Genomic DNA, 17814 nt, shown 5'->3' on the forward strand with positions numbered 1-17814 from the left:
TTACCCGTTTAAATACCCGTCCGTCAGGACGCATTTTCTCGTACAATGTTCAGCGGTCATGTTATCGTGGGTGACCACGACCATGGCCGTCCTGGCTTCTTCCGTAATCTTCGTAAAGTACTCTAATACACGGAGGCTGTTTTCCCGGTCAAGCTGCCCGGTCGGCTCATCCGCCAAAATAAACTCCGGTTCGTTGACCAGAGCCCGGGCAATGGACACCCGCTGCCGCTCGCCGCCCGAGAGCCGGTTGGACGGCTGGGTGATCCGGTGTTCCAGGTTGACCATGCGCAGGGCCTCGCGAATCCGGTCGGGCCGCTCCCTGCGGCGCACGCCGGCGTAGATCAACGGCAACTCCAGGTTCTCGTACACGGTCGAGTTTTCGAGCAGGTCACAGGTCTGAAAAACAAATCCGAGCATTTCCCGGCGAAAGATGGCCTGCTGGTCACGCGACAGGGACAAGACGTCCACCCCGGCCACCTTGTAGCCGCCGGTGCTTGGCGGCTGAAACAGCCCGAGGATGAACAGCAAGGTGGATTTACCCGACCCGGACGGCCCCATGACCGCCACCATCTCGCCCCGGCGCACATGGAGGTTGACGTCTTTTAAGACCGTGATGTCGCCCGCGCCGGTATTATAGTTCTTTGTCAGATGATTGATGTCGATGACAAGGGCATTGTCGTCGGCGATGTCGTAGACGTTACTCATAGCGCATGGCATCCACGACCTGCATCCGGCTGGCCCGGATGGAGGGATAAAGGCCGGCCCCGACGCCAAGGACGGCGGCGAAGCCCAGTCCCATGAGCAAACAGATCACGAACAGGCCCTCGGGCGGACTGGAGCCGAGCATCCGGCTCATGTATTCGATGCCGATGCGCCCCAGGATGACGCCGAAAACCGACGAGGACAGGGTCACGCACAGGGCCTCGAAAAGAAACTGGTAGAGGATGTCGGAGTCAAGCGCGCCCATGGCCTTTTTGAGCCCGATTTCCCGGGTACGGCTGGTCACGGTGGCCATCATGATGTTCCAGATGCCAAAGCCGCCGAGGATCATGGTGGCGACGATGGAGCTGTAAATGAAAAGCTCCACCCACCAAAAAATCCGCTGCACCTGCTTCAGCGGCTCCCAGGCCACGTTGACCCGAAGTCCCCGATCCGTCTGGTTGGCCCTGACCACGCCGGGGATGGCCGCCGAAACCGGGGCCACGTCATCCCAGGTGGCGCAGCGAATATAGGCGCTGTAGGGCTGGGAGATGCCGACCACCCTGGCCCGGGCCGTGGTGATGGGCAAAAAGACGAACTGGCTGCGGTCGCCGGCGCGCACGCCGCCGAGGATGCCGACCACGGAGTAGAGATTGTCGTCGATGGACAGCGTCTGGCCGAGACCTTCCTTTTCTCCGCCGAAAATCTGACGGGCCAGATCCGCGCCGACCACGCACACCCGGGCGCCTTCGTCCACGTCCCGCTGGTCCAGCAGACGCCCGACCGCGGCGTTAAACGAAAAGACCTTCCAATAGTTGGCCTCGCAGCCGACGAGGTTGAACCCGTAGAGCCGGTCGTGCCAGGTGGTCACCGCCCCGGCCTTGAGCGCCACCTTGGTCGTGTCGGTCACCCCGGGAATACGGCCGATGGCCTCCAGGGTGCGCGGACGGAACCATTCCTGGCGTTCGAGCTGGGCCTGCTCGAACATGGAGTTGATGATGGTCGCGCCGCCGAGCAGGTCAAGGTCGTTGTTGAAGTTCTTTTTCAGGTCGTTGCCCATGGTGATGATGACGATGAATCCCGCCATGCCCAGGGCAATGGAGGCAAGGACGCCGATGTAGCGGCGACGCTTGCGCAAAACCTCGCGCACGCTGACGCGCACGAGATCATAGTACCGAAGCGGACCAGCTCCGCGACGGCGGATACGGTCGAGCTCGGCAACAGTGATTTTTTTCCGTTTTCCTATGGCCATATCAAATCGCCCGGACGCAGGGCGTCCAGATCATAAACATCCCCTCGCGCCGGGACGTCTCGCTTACAAGTAAGACATTTTGGCCTTGGCCCCGGCTTCGCCTTCCTCGTCGCCTGCGGCATAGGTCGGCTCGTCGTCGAGGTCGCATTCCCGGATGCGGAATTGCTTGGCCAGCTTTTCCAGGACGTCAAGCACGAAATCGAGCTGACGGTCCTGGTGGGTGCTCATATAGGCGGTGCGGATCAGGGCCTGGCCGCGCGGCACGGCCGGGTACACGGCCGGCAAGGCAAAGACCCCGGCTTCAAACAGGGCCTGGGAGAACTGGAAGGCCTTCTCATCGGAGCCGATGATGATGGGGATGATCGGCGACGACGAGGCCCCGATGCGCAGACCGATAGACTTGTAGGCCTGGCGCATGCGTCCGGTGACTTCGTGGAGCCGGTCCACGCGCTCGGGTTCGCGCTCAAGGATGTCCAGGCAGGTGAGTACGGCCACGGTGTTGGCCGCCGGCAGGGCGGCAGAGAAAATCTGGGTGCGCGACTGGTAGCGCAGATAGCGCAGCATGTCCTCGTCGTCGGAAGCGATAAATCCGCCGATGGAGGCCATGGACTTGCTAAACGTGCCCATGATGAAATCGACCTTGTCCGTGATGCGGAAATGATCGGCGCTGCCGCGTCCGCCCCGGCCGAACACGCCCAGGCCATGGGCGTCGTCGAGGTAGAAGATCACGTCGGGATGGGCGTCTTTGACTGCGGCGATTGCATCCAGGGGGGCCAGCTCGCCGGACATGCTGAACACGCCCTCGGTGACCAGGAACAGGTCGTTGTCCGGGCGGTTCGCCTTGATGGCCTCCACCCGCGCCAGAGCGTGGGCGGCGTCGTTGTGGGCGAAAGTGGCCAGCCGGGCCTTGGTGTTTTTCACGCCCTCGAAAATACTGGCGTGGTTCTCCCGGTCGCACAGCACGGTGTCGCTCGGCATGACCAACACGCCCAGGACGCCCAGGTTGGTGCTGAAACCGGTGACATGGACCACGGCGTTGCGCTTGCCCACAAAGGCGGCCAGACGTTCTTCCAGCAGGTGGTGCAGCACCATGTTGCCGCTTAAAAAGCGGGAGCCGCCAGGACCGGTGCCCCATTGGTAGACGGCCTTGGCCGAGGCGTCCATGACCCTGGGATCATGGCTGAAGCCTAAATAGTCGTTGGAGCCGATCATGACCAGGCGCTGGCCGGCAATCTCGACCTCGGCGCCCCAGGACTTGGCAATGGGGCGAAAATAGGGATTGATGCCCTGGGCCGAAATCTGGGAGTGCAGGGCATTGAATTGATCGCAGCGTTGGCGCAGTCTCATGGCGTTCGTTGATTCCTCGCGTGGTTTGGAAACGACGGCTCGGGTTGGGCAGAAATCGCCAGCCGTATCGTCGGCCTTTTGGCCATGCCGGTTCCCGCATATCGGCCGGGAACAACGGCCAATACGTCAAAGATCAGGGCTTTGCAAGCCTCGGCGGGCAGCCGCGGCCGACCGGGCGGCCAGGGCCTCGCGCACCCGGGAGGCCAGCTGCCCAAGCAGCTTGCCGCCGGCCAGCCGGGCCCGGCCCAATTGGCCGGGATTTTGGCGGGTGAAATAGATCTCGTCGTCCGGGGCGGCCAGCTCCAGGCTGTAGTTGCGAAGCCACTGGCCCCGCTTCTTGCTCCACTCCAGGTACACCCAGTAAAAGGTCGTGGACCCGTCCGCCGCCTTGCACCGGGCCGCTCCCCAGGCATAGGCCTCGCCGCCGCGCGCCACTTCCCGGTACTTGAGAAAATCGAAGTCCTCAAAGGCCAGCCCGTCGGTGGCGGTCATGCCCCGGGCGGCAATATCCATGGCCTGGCGGTAGCCGTCCTTGGGAATGCCGGCCAGCCCCAGGGCCGGATAGTACCAGGCTCCGAACCAGATGAGCGCCCCGACGCCGGCCAGGACCACGGCCACGGCACACAGGGAAAAAATGCGCAGGATGCGCCCGAAAAGACTCACGGCCGGCCCTCCCCGGCCGGGGGGCAGGACAGGAGGCCCATGCGCCAGCCGGCGGCTTCCAGGCGTCTGGCCCGCTCAAGTTTTTCCATGGCCCGCAGTTCGTCGTCGGTCGCCCTGGCCCGGGTGGCCTCGTCCTTGCGGATGGCCCGCACGAGCGACTCCTCGGACACCAGGGACCCCGGGGCCGGCTTATACAGGCCCAAGCGCAGTTCCTCCAGGCGGACCCGGACCGCCTTGTCCGTGGCTTCCAGCACGTCGCGGTGGCGCTCCTTCATGATGGCGGTATTTTCGCCGTCGTTGACCAGCCCGTCAAAAAAAGACTTTGGCGTCAGATGGCTGGCCGCCTCGGGCGTCTTCATGAAGCCTTTGTAGATGGTGCCGCCCAGGGCCAGGAGGAGCAGCAGGCGCACGATGGTCTCGCGGGACAGGGGGAACCTCACTTGGAAGCCTCCTTGCGCCGCCAGATCTCCAGCTCCTTTTGCGGAGCCTCCACCGGGATGAAATAATGATGGTTGGGGTCGTCGGTGCGGTTGCCGAAGGTCTCGTCCGGGAAGGGCAAGGGCACGCGCTCATAGTCGCGGGCAAAATCCAGGGTGTCGGTGAACTCCCTGGCCCCGAACAGGAACCGGTCGCGGTTGACCCGGACCACCCGGCGACGCAGCACCCAGTCCGGGCGCGTGTCCGGCGGCACCGGCCCCTGCAGGCCGCCGAGCACCCGAACGCCGGTCAGGGCAAATTGCAGGGGCAGGTCGCCGTATTCGGCCACGATGGTCTGCCCGGGCTGCGCATGCGCTGCAAAAAAACCGGTGATGGCCGTGTTGACGTCGGGATAGCCGCACACCAGTTCGGTGACGAAGAGCTTGATCGGGAAATTGTCCGAGGTGAGCATCCGGAAATCGTTTTGCCAGGGCCGGTTGACGATTTTCAGCCGTTCCATGGGATAGACGGCCAGCCAGTTGGTCAGGGCCAACAGGAAAAAGAGCATGGCCGCCGAGACTTTGGAAAAATCCCACAGCCGGCGCACGCAAAACGCCAGCAAAATGGCGCACAGCGGCAGCAGATGGGCGATGTAGCGGAAAAAGCGCTGGGGCACGATGCCAAGGAAAAGCAGGCTCAGGATGATAAGGACGGCGGAAAAAAGCACGAACCGCTCGCCCGGATCGGCCGGACGCTCCAGGCGGGTGAAAAACCGCCGCCAGCGCCAGGCCAGATAGGCCGAGACCGGGAGCGGGATGCAAAACATCGACAGGTCGGCGAAATAGAGCATGAGGTTTTCCGGCACGAGCAAAATGTCGAACATGCCGCTTTGCCGGCCGATGCGATAGAGCAGGATGCCCGGGACCACCGCCACGGCCAGGGTGGCCCCGGTGAGGACGGCCAGCCGGCGCAGATGGAACTTCTCCGGGAAAACGAACAGGGCCGCAGCCAGGGCCGTTGGTGCAAAACTTAAAAAAAGCAGATAGTTGGCATGAAAAAGCAGAATCATGCCGACAAACATGGCCACAAGCGGCCCGGTGCGGCGCTGCCAGTCGGAAAGAAAGGCGTCCAGCGTCCACAGGACAAAGAGCGTCCCCGGGGCGTAGTAGCGGGCCTGTCGGCCGATGAGCAGATAGGGCACGCACAGCGTCAAAAGGGTTGCGGCCAAAAGCGCCCAGGTGCGGTCGCCGAAATGGCGGGCCACCAGCCGGTAGGTCCAGAAGACGGCCAGCAGGGCGGCCAGGGCAAAGGGCGCCCGGCCGGCGGCGGCGTTCAGGCCGCCCACGGTGAAGCCGGCTGCCTGCATATAGATCTGAATCCAGGGGGACCAGCGCCAGAGGTAGCCGCCGACCTTGTCGAACTCGCGTTCCTCTTCCTGGGACACGACGTTTATGCCGTCGCTCGCGTAGGGCAGACCGGTGGCCAGGACATTTTTGGCCAGACAGGCCGTCTCGGCCTCGTCCTGCCAAAAGGGCCGCTGCCCGAGATTGAAGAACAAAAGGAAAGCGGCCAGGGCCAGCACGGCAGCCAGTCCCCAGTTCATTTGAAAACCGTGTGCGGAGGGGCCAAAGGCCGGTTCGACCGGAATCGGTCCGGCTGTCGTCTGGGTATGCGGCATGGCCCGCCTTCGGTACTGAAGCCCGGCCGTCTTGTAAAGCCTAGCCGTGCGCCCCGGGGTCCAGGCGGCTGCAATTCTTGCCGGCGGCCTTGGCGGCATAGAGCGCCCGATCGGCGGCGGCGAAGAGGTCCTTTTCCGCATCCACCCCCGCGTCTGCCTCGGCCAACCCCAGACTGACGGTGCAACGGAGCGACTCGCGGCCAAACGGGACCGTCAGCCCGGCCACGGCCAGACGCACCCGTTCGGCCACCTGGAAGCCCTGGCCGCTGGCGGTGGCCGGCAGCACCAGGGCAAATTCCTCGCCCCCCACCCGGTAGGCCTCGTCCACGTCGCGCAGGGTCTCCCCCAGGGTCTGGCCCAGGGCGCGCAGCACCGCGTCGCCCGCGCTGTGGCCGCAGCTATCGTTTATCTGCTTGAAGTCGTCGATATCCAGGATGGCCAGGGAAAACGGCGTGCCGTAGCGGCGCAGGCGGGCCATCTCGTCCCGCAGCCGCTCAAAAAAGCAATGGCGGTTGCGCAGTCCCGTCAGCTCGTCGTAATCCGCCCGCCGCGTCAGTTCCTCCTTGGCCTGGCGCAACGCTTCCACAGCCCTGGCCAAGGCATCGCGTTCCAGGCCGAGGCTGGTCATGGCCGCGGCCAGATGCTCATTTTTTTCATGCAGGGATAAGGACATCTCCACCATGCGCCGGCCAAGCTGGGCGATCTCATCCGTTCCGAAACGCGGCGGCAGCAGGCAGACCCGGTCCTGGCCCAGGGAGGCGGCAAAGCCGGCCAGCACGGTCAGCCGGTTGACGATGGCCGCCCGGCACAACACCGCAGCCAGCAACACGGCCAGGACGACAGACCCGGCCGAGACAGCCGCCGTGGCCAACATCCGGTCGCGGGCCTCCTCCAGGGCCTGGGGCATGGGGATACCGACGAACATGACGCCGTAGGGGTCTGCCGCCCCCTTGCCCAGATGCAGGATCTTGTAGGCGTAAAGCGTCTCGACCCCGTCCGGACTGGGAATGACAAAGGAACCGGAATCCTGCTGCCAGGAAAACTGGCCCTGAAAGAGGGCCTCAAAGCGATCCCCGGACTGGATGGATTGCGTCGGCGGAAAGCGGGCCAGGAGCACGCCCGCAACATCGAAAAAGGCCAGAAAGGCCCCACTGGGCACGTCAAGGGTCCCAAAGAGCTGCTGATACCAGGCAAGGGGCACGGCCACGCCCAGGACTCCGACCACCTGGCCGGACCGATTTCTGATAGGCTGGGCAAAATGGATGGACGGGCCGCCCGACACTCGGGCCACGGCAAAATCGCCGGCCACAAACCCGCCCTGGCGCAAGGCCTCAAGAAAATACCGGCGGCGGTCGGAACGTACGCCGGCAAACGGTTTTTTGGCCGAAGCCGTCACATTGCCGGCCAGATCACAGACAAAGGCATTGCCGATGGCCGACGTCTCTTCGACCAGACGCTGCAACACGGCATCGGCAGCGTCCATGTCCATGGCCATAAGGGCTGGCTCGGCCGCAGCATCGGACAAGAGCTGACGCAACTGCCCGGCCACGGCATCCTGGCCGGCCGCAGCATCCGAGGCGGCTCGATGCAGCAGACTGCGCCCATGCTCCAGGGCATCATGGCGCATGGCGACTGAAAGCCAGATCTGGACAAGGACCAACGGCACAATGGCCACCAGAAAGACGGCCATTATTTTGGAATATATGCCATTTAAAAATGAAATTCTCGACATGAAAGAGTAGAGCTCCATGCCTCATGAAAGAATATGCCGCCTGCCACACCGTTGAACCTCGGCCTTGTACATGTTTCCATTGGAACGAACAAGCATTTTATCGCAATACTGCCCTACTCTTTGCGAAATACTTTCTTTTTGACATTACATTTAAAAATAAACTATTTCCACAGCTCTGCACTTACAGCTCTGAACCCCAAGTTGCATCCACGCCGCCAACGCGGCACAGCTCCCGCCCCTCCGGCTGTTGCCAATCGGACAAACTGGCCGGGTCACGATGCCGGCGCTCAAGACATTGAAAGCAGACAGGGGGAGACAGGGCGGGCGAAAGTCCGGAGTCATCCCGGAGAATGCCCGCGCCGCCCGGCAGAGACGGGCAGGACAGGAAATTTCAGCACAACGGCAACCAGCCGGAATTGCACGCCCCCCGGCCCTGTTTTGCGCCAATCTCCCGCCGACGACAGTTGACAGGCCACCCAATTTCAGGATTAGTTCCACGTTTGGCCGCGAACACTCATTTCATCGCGGCGCATCCCGCCGTTTCGCCCTCGATTCGGCGACCCCCCTGGAGCGAACGCCCATGATGAACGGAAAAAAAGTGGTGGTGGTCATGCCCGCCTACAATGCGGCCTCCACCCTGGAACGTACCTACGCCGAGGTGCCCAAGGACATTGTGGACGAGGTCATCCTCGTTGACGACTGCAGCCGGGACAGCACCATCGACCAGGCCAAGGCCCTTGGTCTGCGCTGCTTTCGCCACCAGCAAAACTGGGGCTACGGCCGCAACCAGAAGACCTGCTACGTCGAGGCCCTTAAAACCGGCGCGGACGTGGTCATCATGGTCCACCCCGACTACCAGTACACGCCGAAAATCATCCCGGCCATGGCCAACCTCATCACCTGCGGCGAATACGACGTGGCCATTGCCTCGCGCATTCTCGGCGGCACGGCCCTTGGCGGCGGGATGCCCCTTTACAAGTACGTCGCCAACCGCTTCCTGACCCTGTCCCAGAACCTGCTCATGTCGGCCAAGCTGTCGGAATACCACACCGGCTACCGGGCTTTTTCCCGGGAAGTGCTGGAGAAGCTGCCTTTGTGGGAAAATTCCGACGACTTCGTCTTCGACAACCAGATGCTGGCCCAGTCGGTCTATTTCGGCTTCCGCATCGGCGAGGTGTCCTGCCCGACGAAGTACTTCGAGGAAGCCTCGTCCATCAACTTCCGCCGCAGCTGCACCTACGGCATCGGCGTCCTTGAGACCTCGATGCAGTTCCGCCTGCAAAAACTCGGCTACAAGCAGTACGCCATCTTCGACAAGAACGGCCGCGGCCTGTCTAGCCCCAATCCCGAGTACTATTCCGACGAGACTCCGGGCTGCACGCCGGCCAACTAAAGCCCGGTCCGGCCAGTTCGCCCAGGGTCGTCCCCGTCACCTCGAAGGTCCGTCGCAGCCATCCGGCAAAGCGGCGGACCTTCGCCACAAAGGCGTCCACTGCCGCCCGGTCCGGGAAATGCGGGCTGCCGCCCGGGAGCAGTTCCGAGGAATGCCAGAACAGGGTGAGCACCCGCCCGCCGCGCCGGGCATGGGCCAGGGCGGCCAAACGCATGGTGGCCTCAGGCATCCAGACCGGATTGACCCCCAGGACCAGTGTTTTCATAAAGCCGCCCAAGAGGGCGTCGCGCCAGGCCGGCAGCCGCCCGGCCAGGGCGTAGGCCAGCCCAGGACTGCCGGGCACCAGCGGCGCCTGGGTGGTCGGGGCTTCAAGCAGTCGCGGGGCGTCGGGATCTTCCGGAGCGCCGGGGCGCACCCAGTAGGGATCGCACGGGGCCAGAAAATGGTCCGGCCCGCCCGGCACATGGCGCAGGGGGGCAACGCTGGAATCGACCAGAAAGCCGGCCCCGGGCAGTTCGGCCATGGCCCGGCGAAACAGATTCCAGCGGCCCATGCGAAACGACACGGCCGGCTGGCCGGCAAAGTCCCGCACCGCCGCTTGCAGGCTGTCAAGCTTGGCCCGGAAGAGTCCAGTCGGCATGACGGCCGTGCTCACCGGTTCGGGCCAGGGCAGGTCGGGAAAGGGCGGCGTGTTCCAGGGATGCAGATGCGCCCCGAGTTCCCCGCCGTGGCGGGCGAGAAGCCCGGCCAGGATGTCGCGGCTTGGCCCGTCGGACAGCACCGGATAATCGCACAGATAGGTCAGCGGCAGCCCGAAGGCGTCGGGAAGAAATTCCAGACGTTTTAACTCGACAATATTGGACAGGCCCGCGCCCTCCCGGGGATAGGTTCCGGAAAAAAGGCCCTCTTCCTCCACATCGAGGCTTATGACGACAGCAAGCGGTTTCTTTCCCATGGGTGCTCCTTGCGGCCTATTCTAGCGGCAGGGGGGCCGGGGCGCAGCAACAATCTCAGCCCCGCGTCAGGCTGGCGTCATCCTTGCATGGCCGGCCTGACGGCGAGAGTCTTTGGCTTTTCCTTGACATTTTTCTTCCAGGACTTTTTGTTAACATGACGACAGGACCGCTGTGACCAGGACCGAGCCAGCCCATGAAGCAACGCCTTTCCCTTGATGCCCTGCGGCCGGATATGCGGCTGGCCGAAGACCTTCGCCGCGACGACGGCATTCTGCTGTTGCCGCGCGGCACGATCCTCACCCTGCGCCATGTGGCCCTGTTGCCGTCCTGGCGGGTGCTTGACGGCGTGGCCTGGGTCGCCTTGTCCAGCCAGGACGAGCCGGACCAGATGACGGAAAACCTCGCCCAGCCGCCCGAGGACACGCCCCTTGACCTCAGCGCCGCCGCCAAGGCCCTGGCCCCGCGCTTTGCCCGTACCGATCTTGAGGAAACCGGCCAGGCGGCCCTTTTTTCCGTGGCCCTGCCCCGGGCCGCCGGCCTACTGGCCTGTCGCGGCCCCCATTGTCTGGATCTGCCCGGTCCCGTGGACCCGGAGACCCTGCCGCCGGCGCCGGATACCCCGGCCCCCGGGCCCATGGCCATCATCGAATCCGACCCCAAGCTGACCTCCCTGCCCGACGTCTTCGTGCGCATAAGCGATGTGCTGCACGACCCCAACAGCACGGCCAAGGAAGCGGCCGACGCCATCGGCAAGGACGTGAGCCTTTCGGCCAAACTGCTGCAACTGGTCAACAGCGCCTTTTACGGCTTTCCTGTCAAAGTGGACACCCTGTCCCGGGCCGTGACCATTGTCGGCAGCCGCCAGCTGACCACCCTGGCCCTTGGCATCTCGGTCATCGGCATTTTCAAGGATCTGCCCGAAAGGCTGGTGGAGATGCGGTCGTTTTGGAAGCACAGCATCGGCTGCGGCATCATCGCCTCCAACCTCGTGCCGGCCACGGCCGACAACGGGGCCGATCTGGAAGTGGAGCGGCTGTTTGTCGCCGGGCTGCTCCATGACGTGGGCCGGCTGGTGCTCTACCGCAACCTGCCCCGCCATGCCGCCCATGTCCTGGCCAAAGCCCGCAACGAGGGCATCGCCCTGCGTGACGCCGAACGGGCCATGCTCGGCTTTGACCACGCCACCCTCGGCGGGATGCTGCTGCGGCGCTGGCGTTTCCCGGAAAACCTGGAACGGGCCGTGCGCCATCACCACGGCGGGGCCACGCCCATGGGCCAGCTCATGCCGGCCATGATCCACGTCGCCGACGCCGCGACCAACGCCCTGCTTCTTGGCTCCAGCGGCGAAGTCTACGTGCCGCCCCTGTCGCCGCCGGCCTGGGTCACGCTGGGCCTGACCCAGGAACGCCTGGGGAAGGCCGTGGCCGCCGCCGACATCCAGGCCACCGAGCTCATCAACGTGTTCCTGCCAGACGAGGCCTGAGCCGGCCGGAAGGCCCAGGGCCGGCAACCGGCCGCATCGTCTCGCCCAAAGCCCAGCCGGCCGCCGCCGCTTGGCCCGGCACGTCGCGCGCCTCCCAGACGACCAGCCGCTGTCCCGGCCAGGCCCGTCCGGGCGCTTCCCCCAAACGACAAACGCCCCGGCCGGCTCCACAACAGGGAGCCGGCCGGGGCGTACAATCCACCAGGATTCGAACAACGCCGCTAGACGATGCTCGAATTGCCGTCGCGCAGTTTGCCCACAAGAAAACCGATGGCAATGCCGAGAATGCAGCTGCCAATACAGCTCACCCCGAAAATGGCCACCAGATCATTGACGTTGCCGATGATCTTGCGGCCAAACAGGATATGGAAAAAGCCGTAGCCCACCCACAGGATCATCCCGGCGTGGAACCCGAAAAAAAGGCCGTCCATCATCCGGTCGTGCACTTCCACCGACTCGATGTACTTGTAACAAATGATCTGGGCCACCACGCCAAAGAGCGTAATGGAGCCGAAGGAAGCCAAGAGCTGAATGGCCATGACCACGGCCGTGGCGTGCCAGGGATCGCCCTTGCGCAGGGAGACGATAAGCCCGGGCAAAAGGCTTATAACCCACAGGGCGACGATGCCGAGGCCCTGATGCCGTTTGATCACAAACTTCCAAAACCGTTCCAAACCGTCTTGCATTGTCCGCCTCGTGTCGGGCCGTCCGGGCCGGCCGTCCCGGGTCTTGATGACGCCGGAAGACCGCCAACAAAAAGGACGCCGGCCTCGTTGTCAAGCGTCCCGGAAAACGTCATACTGGTTGACAGGTTGTGAGGCAATGCGTTTTGCAGAAACCAGCGCGCCGCCCGCAGCGGGCGTCCCCGACCGGACAGACATGAAAAACCAGCTTATCGGGGCGCAGGCCGCTGCCCGGCCGCCCCGAGTCCTCATTATTGACGACGAGACGATCAACGTCGAAACCCTGGCCTGGATGCTCAAGGAGGCCGGGTTCACGCCGCTTCGCGCTTCGTCCGGTCCCATGGGGCGTGCGCTGGCCGCCCGGGAGCAACCCGCCCTCATCATCCTCGACATCATGATGCCCGGCGAATCCGGCTTTGAAACCTGCACCCGGCTCACGGCCGATCCGGCCACCACCGATATCCCCATTATTTTTATTTCGGGCCTCGACGACGTGGAAAACAAGGTCCGGGGACTCAAGCTCGGGGCGGTCGACTATGTCGCCAAGCCCTTTGCCCGGGAGGAGGTGCTGGCCCGGGTCAAGATCCATATCCGCCTGCGCCAGGGCCTGCGGGCGCTTCTGGCCGAACAGGCGGCCAAACTGGCCCAGATCCGCGACGCCCAGCAATCCATTCTCGTCTCCCCCGCAGACATCCCGGAAGCCAATTTCGCCGTCCGCTACGTGCCGGTCCTGGAGGCCGGGGGGGATTTCTACGACGTGTTTCCCTGGAGCGACGCAGAAATGGTCTATTTCGTGGCCGACATTTCAGGCCACGATCTCGGCGCTTCGTTTGTCACCTCCTCGCTCAAGGCCCTGGTGCGCCAGAACGCCAACCCGCTCTATTCCCCGGTGGAGACGCTTAAAAACATGAACAGCGTCCTTACCACCCTCCTGCGCGACGGCAAACATCTCACCGCCGCCCTGGTTTTCGTAAACCGCACCCGTTCCCGCCTGACCCTGGTCAACGCCGCCCATCCCGCCCCCATCCTCGTGACCGGCCCGGGCGAGGCCGAACTGCTGGTCGCCGACGGCGACGTGCTCGGGGTGTTCGAGGCGGTCCAATGCGGCCAGATCGAGCGCGCCGTGTCGCCCGGCGACCGCCTGTTTCTCTATACCGACGGATTGATCGAACGCTTTGGCGAGAACGCCCGGGGCCGCAGCCAAGGTCTGGCCGCCCTGGTCGCCGCCTGCCGGGACACCGCCCATCTGCCTCTTGACGCTGCTGTGGACGCCATCGCCAACACCACGCTCGAAGGAGCCGGCCGCCCCCAGGACGACGTCGTCCTCATGGGCATCGAGGTCTGACGGCCATGTTCGAAATCGAATCCTTCCCGGGAGGCCGCACCTTCCGCTTCTCGGCCAGCTTGGCGCTGCTGGATCGGGCCGTGGACGAAACCGTGCGGTTCATTACCGGCAGAAACGTCTCGGGGAGCCTTTTCGACGTCAAACTGCTCTTGCGCGAAGCCCTGCTCAACGCCGTCATCCATGGCAACCGCTCCGATCCCCTGCGCCAGGTGACCCTCGACGTCACCGCCGCCGACGGCCGTCTCACCATCACCGTGGCCGACCAGGGACCGGGCTTCGACTGGCGCTCGGGCCTGGCCAAACCGCCCCCGCCCGAAGCCACCAGCGGCCGGGGACTCACCATCCTGACCCTTTACGCCGACGACGTGCGTTTCAATGCCGCCGGCAACCAGGTGACCCTGACCAAGGCCGTCTCCGGCCTGCGGGGTCCCGCCACCCCCCCCAAAGACGCCGGGGACAACACCGCTTGGAGCCCGCCCATGCACGACATCAGTATCAGCGACGGCTGCACCATCCTGACGCCGGCCGGAGACATCGTGGCCTCTGTGGCCGATGACTTGCGGGCGCGCTGCAAGGAAATCATGCAGCAGCTCACCGGCCCCCTGGTCATTGATCTGACCCGGGTGGAACTCGTCGACTCCGTTGGCATCGGCCTTTTGATTGCCGTGCACAACACCCTGTCCAAAAAAGGCGAACGGCTTATCCTGGCCCATGTCAGCCCGGATCTGGCCACGCTGTTGCGCACCATGCGCCTGGACAAACATTTTTCCATCCAACCGGCGTAACAACGCCCGGAGACGCCATGGACCAGATGGATGACGAAATCCTTGCCATGTTCATCGAGGACACCCGGGAGCACCTTGCCAATATCGAAACGGCCCTCATGGATATGGACCGGCTCGGAGCCGACATCGACGAGGAGCTCGTCAACACCGTCTTTCGCGCTGCCCATTCCATCAAGGGCGGCGCGGGGTTTTTAAATCTCAACAACACCCGCGACCTGTCCCATCGCCTGGAAAATCTCCTGCACATGATCCGCAGCCGCGAGATCGTCCCGGAAACCCGGATCATCAACCAGCTCCTGACCGGCTTTGACCGGCTGCTCGCCCTGGTCGAGGCCGGACCGGCCAGCGACGCCGAAGACATCAGCGAACTCCTGGCCAGCCTGTCCGGCATCGCCACCGAACATCTTTCCACCGAACAGCGGGCCGAGGCCGTGTCCATCGTGCCCGTCGCCCTGCCCGGCGGCGAAGTCATCTTCGAACTGGATGCGCTGACCCTGCGCCAGGGAGCAAGCGGCGGCAAAAATCTCTACCTCGTCGAATACGACCTCATCCACGACGTCCAGGCCCGGGGGAAAACCCCCTTTGACGTCATCGCCACCATGGAATCGAGCGGCCTGATCGTCGATTGCCGCATGGAACTGGCCGCCGTCGGCGACCTCGACGCCCCGCCGGTCAACCGCATTCCCTTTTACGTGCTCTACGCCTCCATCGTCGAGCCGGACATCATCGGCTACCTGTTTGCCCTGGACGTCAGCCGCATCCACCCCTTCCCGCTGCCTGAACCACCGGCCGCGCCCGTCCCGGCCGGGGTTGCCGCGGCCCAGGATTTCGGTCCCTGGCAGCTGTCCCTGGACCTGGACACGGCCTCCCTGCGCCTTGGTTCCGGGCAGGCCCCGGACGCGGGGACGGCCCGCGAGGCCTTGCTGGCCGCCCTCTCCCAAGGGTTGCCCACCACCATTGACTGGGGCGCGCCCCCGTCCTGCGATCTGGCCATGCTCCAGGTGCTGGTCGCCGCCGCCCGGACCTATGCCGCCCGGGGACTGGACCTGACCCATGTCGCCTGTTCCCCGGTCGTGACCAGCACTGCCGCACGGGCCGGGATCACCCCCGCGGCCCTGGCCGCAGCCGGCCTGCCCGGCCACCTGTTTGCCGCCTGCCCAGGCGTTCCCGGAGGACCGGATGGCATTTGACGCCGAGACCCACGCCCTGTTCCAGGAAGAAGTCTCCGAAACCCTCGCCGAACTCGACGGGGCCTTGCTCGAACTGGAAAAAAATCCCGCCGACAAAAACCTGGTCGACCGGGTTTTTCGCGCCGTCCATACCCTTAAAGGGGCCTGCGACATGTTCGGCATCACCCCGGTGGTGTCTTTGGCCCACAACCTGGAGTCCCTGTTCGACCATGTCCGCAGCGGCTGGAGGGTGGTGAGCAAGGAACTGCTCGACACCGCCTTTGCCGCCAAGGACCGCTTCGCCACCATGCTGGCCGAAGGAGCCGACCCGGCCGCCCTGGAAGACCCGCAGCTTTTGGACCGGCTCAGGCAATTGCTGCGCACGCCGGATGCGCCGCAGGAGGCCGTCGTGCCCGAACCAAGCCCCCAGGCCGCCCCGGACGACGCGTCAAACCTGGGCCAAAACGATCCCGAAGGCACGGCCGCCCAGGCCACGGCCACCTGGAGCGTCACCCTGTCGCCGTCCGATCCCGGCTTCCTGTCCCGTAGCGACCCGCTGCCGCTCCTCGACGAACTTCGGGGCCTGGGCCAGGCCACAGTGACCTGCGACGTCTCCGGGGTGCCGGATCTGGCCGAACTCGACCCGGCCGATTGCCGGCTGCGCTTTCACGTCTGCCTGACCGCCGACACCGCCACGGTCCCGGACGCCAACACCCTGCGCGATGTCTTTTTATTCCTGGACAACCAAGCCGACGTCGTTGTCACTCCGGGCAACGGCCCGCTTCCGGTCTTTCCGGCCGCCGGGGCCGAAGGCGTCCCGGCCCAGGCCCGACCGGCAGCCCAGCCGGCCGCGTCGACGGCAGCCGCCAAGCCCGTGCAGCCGCCCGCTGCCCCGCCATCCCCCCCGGTTGCGGCCACGGCCAAGGCAGCCTCCCCCCCGGCCGGCGAGGCCAGACCCCAGGCCGCCAAGAAAGAAACCATGCAGAGCCTGCGGGTGGATGCCGGCAAGCTCGACGATCTGGTCAACCTTGTGGGCGAACTGGTCATTGCCCAGGCCCGGCTCACCCAGCTGGCCGCCAGTCTGACCCATCCGGCGCTCATCAGCGTGGCCGAGGAAATCGAACGGCTTTCCAACGAACTGCGCGACAATACGCTTGGCATCCGGATGCTGCCCATTGGCACCACCTTCAGCCGGTTCCGCCGGCTGGTGCGCGATTTGTCCTCGGAAATGCAGAAATCCATCGAGCTGGTCACCGAGGGCGGGGAAACCGAGCTGGACAAAACGGTCATCGAGCAGCTCAACGACCCGCTGGTCCACCTGCTGCGCAACAGCATCGACCATGGCATCGAATCCCCGGAGGAACGGCTGGCCGCCGGCAAGCCCGAAGCCGGCACAATCGTTATCTCGGCCGAACACGCCGGCGGCGAGGTGGTGATCAACATCACCGACGACGGCAAAGGCATGTCCGCCGAACGGATTCGGGCCAAGGCCGTGGAAAAGGGGCTGGTCGCGCCCGATACCCGTCTGACCGAGAGCGAATGCTTCAACCTGATTTTCCTGCCCGGCTTTTCCACGGCGGAAAAGATCACCAACATCTCGGGCCGGGGCGTGGGCATGGACGTGGTCAAACGCAGCATGGACGCGCTTCGCGGCAAGATCGACGTGCAAAGCGAGCCGGGCAAAGGGACGCGCATCACCATCAAGCTGCCGCTCACCCTGGCCATCATCGACGGCCTCCAGATCAAGGCCGGCGAGGACCAGTACATCATCCCGCTGTCGCTGGTGGAGGAATGCGTGGAACTGCCGCGCGACCGGGCCGAGGCCTCGGGCCGGGGCCGCACCATCCAGCTGCGCGGCGAAATCGTGCCGTTTATCCGGCTGCGCGAGGCCTTTGAACTCGACGGCCAGCCGCCGGCCATCGAACAGATCGTGGTCACCCGCTTCGAGGGCGAACGGGCCGGCATTGCCGTGGATCAGGTGCTTGGCCAGCAGCAGACCGTGATCAAGAGTCTTGGCAACTACATCGGTTCGGTGTCGGGCATCTCCGGGGCCACCATCAACGGCGACGGCACCATGTCGCTGATTCTCGACGTGCCGACCCTGGTGGCCTCGGTCAAGCGGGTGGCTGCGTGAGGCCGGACCGTGGCGGGCCGGCAGCGTCGCCAGCTCGCTGGGGCATTTTTCCCCACACATTGACCCCTTGCCCCGAGG

At 64.6% G+C, this 17814-nt stretch carries 15 protein-coding genes; 6 read left to right on the forward strand and 9 right to left on the reverse strand.

All coding sequences use genetic code 11. The features are described 5' to 3' along the window. The 7 genes from NY78_RS15160 to NY78_RS15190 all read right to left on the reverse strand — a co-directional run bounded on the left by NY78_RS15160 (position 1) and on the right by NY78_RS15190 (position 7788). A complete protein-coding gene (locus NY78_RS15160) occupies positions 1-705 on the reverse strand; it encodes an ABC transporter ATP-binding protein (RefSeq protein WP_043637701.1) in 705 nt (234 codons plus the stop codon). After that, positions 698-1951 (reverse strand): ABC transporter permease, encoded by a 1254-nt coding sequence (locus NY78_RS15165; RefSeq protein WP_043637704.1) that lies wholly within the window; start codon positions 1949-1951, stop codon positions 698-700. The genes NY78_RS15160 and NY78_RS15165 overlap by 8 nt, the downstream gene beginning before the upstream one ends. Before the next feature lie 63 nt (positions 1952-2014). Then, on the reverse strand, positions 2015-3298 hold the full coding sequence (locus NY78_RS15170; RefSeq protein ID WP_043637706.1) for an aminotransferase class I/II-fold pyridoxal phosphate-dependent enzyme: 1284 nt from the start codon (positions 3296-3298) through the stop codon (positions 2015-2017). A gap of 126 nt (positions 3299-3424) precedes the next feature. Beyond that, on the reverse strand, positions 3425-3961 hold the full coding sequence (locus NY78_RS15175) for a hypothetical protein (protein ID WP_043637709.1): 537 nt from the start codon (positions 3959-3961) through the stop codon (positions 3425-3427). Next, on the reverse strand, positions 3958-4401 hold the full coding sequence (locus NY78_RS15180) for a hypothetical protein (RefSeq protein ID WP_043637712.1): 444 nt from the start codon (positions 4399-4401) through the stop codon (positions 3958-3960). Before NY78_RS15180 ends, NY78_RS15175 begins: the two co-directional genes overlap by 4 nt. Next, a complete protein-coding gene (locus NY78_RS15185) occupies positions 4398-6056 on the reverse strand; it encodes an ArnT family glycosyltransferase (protein ID WP_043637714.1) in 1659 nt (552 codons plus the stop codon). The genes NY78_RS15180 and NY78_RS15185 overlap by 4 nt, the downstream gene beginning before the upstream one ends. A 40-nt stretch (positions 6057-6096) precedes the next feature. Then, positions 6097-7788: a sensor domain-containing diguanylate cyclase gene (locus NY78_RS15190; RefSeq protein ID WP_043637716.1), complete on the reverse strand. Its 1692-nt coding sequence runs from the start codon at positions 7786-7788 to the stop codon at positions 6097-6099. A 580-nt stretch (positions 7789-8368) separates the two neighbouring features. On the opposite strand from NY78_RS15190, the gene NY78_RS15195 reads away from it, so the two are divergent. Continuing rightward, positions 8369-9181 carry a glycosyltransferase family 2 protein gene (locus NY78_RS15195; protein WP_043637718.1) on the forward strand — a complete coding sequence of 271 codons (813 nt, stop codon included), beginning with the start codon at positions 8369-8371 and terminating at the stop codon, positions 9179-9181. Here NY78_RS15195 and NY78_RS15200 read toward each other — a convergent pair. Further along, positions 9123-10136, reverse strand: coding sequence for a hypothetical protein (locus tag NY78_RS15200; protein ID WP_043637720.1), 1014 nt, complete (start codon positions 10134-10136; stop codon positions 9123-9125). The genes NY78_RS15195 and NY78_RS15200 overlap by 59 nt on opposite strands. Positions 10137-10330: 194 nt before the next feature. Between NY78_RS15200 and NY78_RS15205 the strand changes: the two genes are divergently transcribed. Then, positions 10331-11620: an HDOD domain-containing protein gene (locus tag NY78_RS15205; RefSeq protein WP_043637723.1), complete on the forward strand. Its 1290-nt coding sequence runs from the start codon at positions 10331-10333 to the stop codon at positions 11618-11620. Between the two features lie 221 nt (positions 11621-11841). Here NY78_RS15205 and NY78_RS15210 read toward each other — a convergent pair whose 3' ends face one another. After that, positions 11842-12306: a hypothetical protein gene (locus NY78_RS15210; RefSeq protein WP_197084262.1), complete on the reverse strand. Its 465-nt coding sequence runs from the start codon at positions 12304-12306 to the stop codon at positions 11842-11844. 193 nt (positions 12307-12499) lie between these two features. Here NY78_RS15210 and NY78_RS15215 point away from each other — a divergent pair, with 193 nt between their 5' ends. The 4 genes from NY78_RS15215 to NY78_RS15230 are packed head-to-tail and all read left to right on the forward strand — an operon-like array spanning position 12500 to position 17736. Beyond that, positions 12500-13648: a PP2C family protein-serine/threonine phosphatase gene (locus NY78_RS15215; protein ID WP_043637725.1), complete on the forward strand. Its 1149-nt coding sequence runs from the start codon at positions 12500-12502 to the stop codon at positions 13646-13648. Between the two features lie 5 nt (positions 13649-13653). Next, entirely contained in the window at positions 13654-14433 is a 780-nt protein-coding gene (locus tag NY78_RS15220) for an ATP-binding protein (protein WP_043637727.1), read from the forward strand. 17 nt (positions 14434-14450) lie between these two features. Continuing rightward, positions 14451-15623 (forward strand): Hpt domain-containing protein, encoded by a 1173-nt coding sequence (locus NY78_RS25790; protein WP_047960221.1) that lies wholly within the window; start codon positions 14451-14453, stop codon positions 15621-15623. Beyond that, positions 15613-17736, forward strand: a complete 2124-nt coding sequence (locus NY78_RS15230; RefSeq protein ID WP_043637729.1) for a chemotaxis protein CheA — start codon at positions 15613-15615, stop codon at positions 17734-17736. Before NY78_RS25790 ends, NY78_RS15230 begins: the two co-directional genes overlap by 11 nt. The last annotated feature ends 78 nt before the right edge of the window (positions 17737-17814 follow it).

This window comes from Desulfovibrio sp. TomC (assembly GCF_000801335.2).
Taxonomy (GTDB): Bacteria; Desulfobacterota; Desulfovibrionia; order Desulfovibrionales; family Desulfovibrionaceae; genus Solidesulfovibrio.

Coding starts and splice junctions, on each gene's coding strand:
- NY78_RS15170 (WP_043637706.1), bottom strand. CDS start 3,298: ATGAGACTGCGCCAACGCTGCGATCAATTCAATGCCCTGCACTCCCAG.
- NY78_RS15185 (WP_043637714.1), bottom strand. CDS start 6,056: ATGCCGCATACCCAGACGACAGCCGGACCGATTCCGGTCGAACCGGCC.
- NY78_RS15210 (WP_197084262.1), bottom strand. CDS start 12,306: ATGCAAGACGGTTTGGAACGGTTTTGGAAGTTTGTGATCAAACGGCAT.
- NY78_RS15190 (WP_043637716.1), bottom strand. CDS start 7,788: ATGTCGAGAATTTCATTTTTAAATGGCATATATTCCAAAATAATGGCC.
- NY78_RS25790 (WP_047960221.1), top strand. CDS start 14,451: ATGGACCAGATGGATGACGAAATCCTTGCCATGTTCATCGAGGACACC.
- NY78_RS15215 (WP_043637725.1), top strand. CDS start 12,500: ATGAAAAACCAGCTTATCGGGGCGCAGGCCGCTGCCCGGCCGCCCCGA.
- NY78_RS15230 (WP_043637729.1), top strand. CDS start 15,613: ATGGCATTTGACGCCGAGACCCACGCCCTGTTCCAGGAAGAAGTCTCC.
- NY78_RS15200 (WP_043637720.1), bottom strand. CDS start 10,136: ATGGGAAAGAAACCGCTTGCTGTCGTCATAAGCCTCGATGTGGAGGAA.
- NY78_RS15195 (WP_043637718.1), top strand. CDS start 8,369: ATGATGAACGGAAAAAAAGTGGTGGTGGTCATGCCCGCCTACAATGCG.
- NY78_RS15165 (WP_043637704.1), bottom strand. CDS start 1,951: ATGGCCATAGGAAAACGGAAAAAAATCACTGTTGCCGAGCTCGACCGT.
- NY78_RS15205 (WP_043637723.1), top strand. CDS start 10,331: ATGAAGCAACGCCTTTCCCTTGATGCCCTGCGGCCGGATATGCGGCTG.
- NY78_RS15220 (WP_043637727.1), top strand. CDS start 13,654: ATGTTCGAAATCGAATCCTTCCCGGGAGGCCGCACCTTCCGCTTCTCG.
- NY78_RS15160 (WP_043637701.1), bottom strand. CDS start 705: ATGAGTAACGTCTACGACATCGCCGACGACAATGCCCTTGTCATCGAC.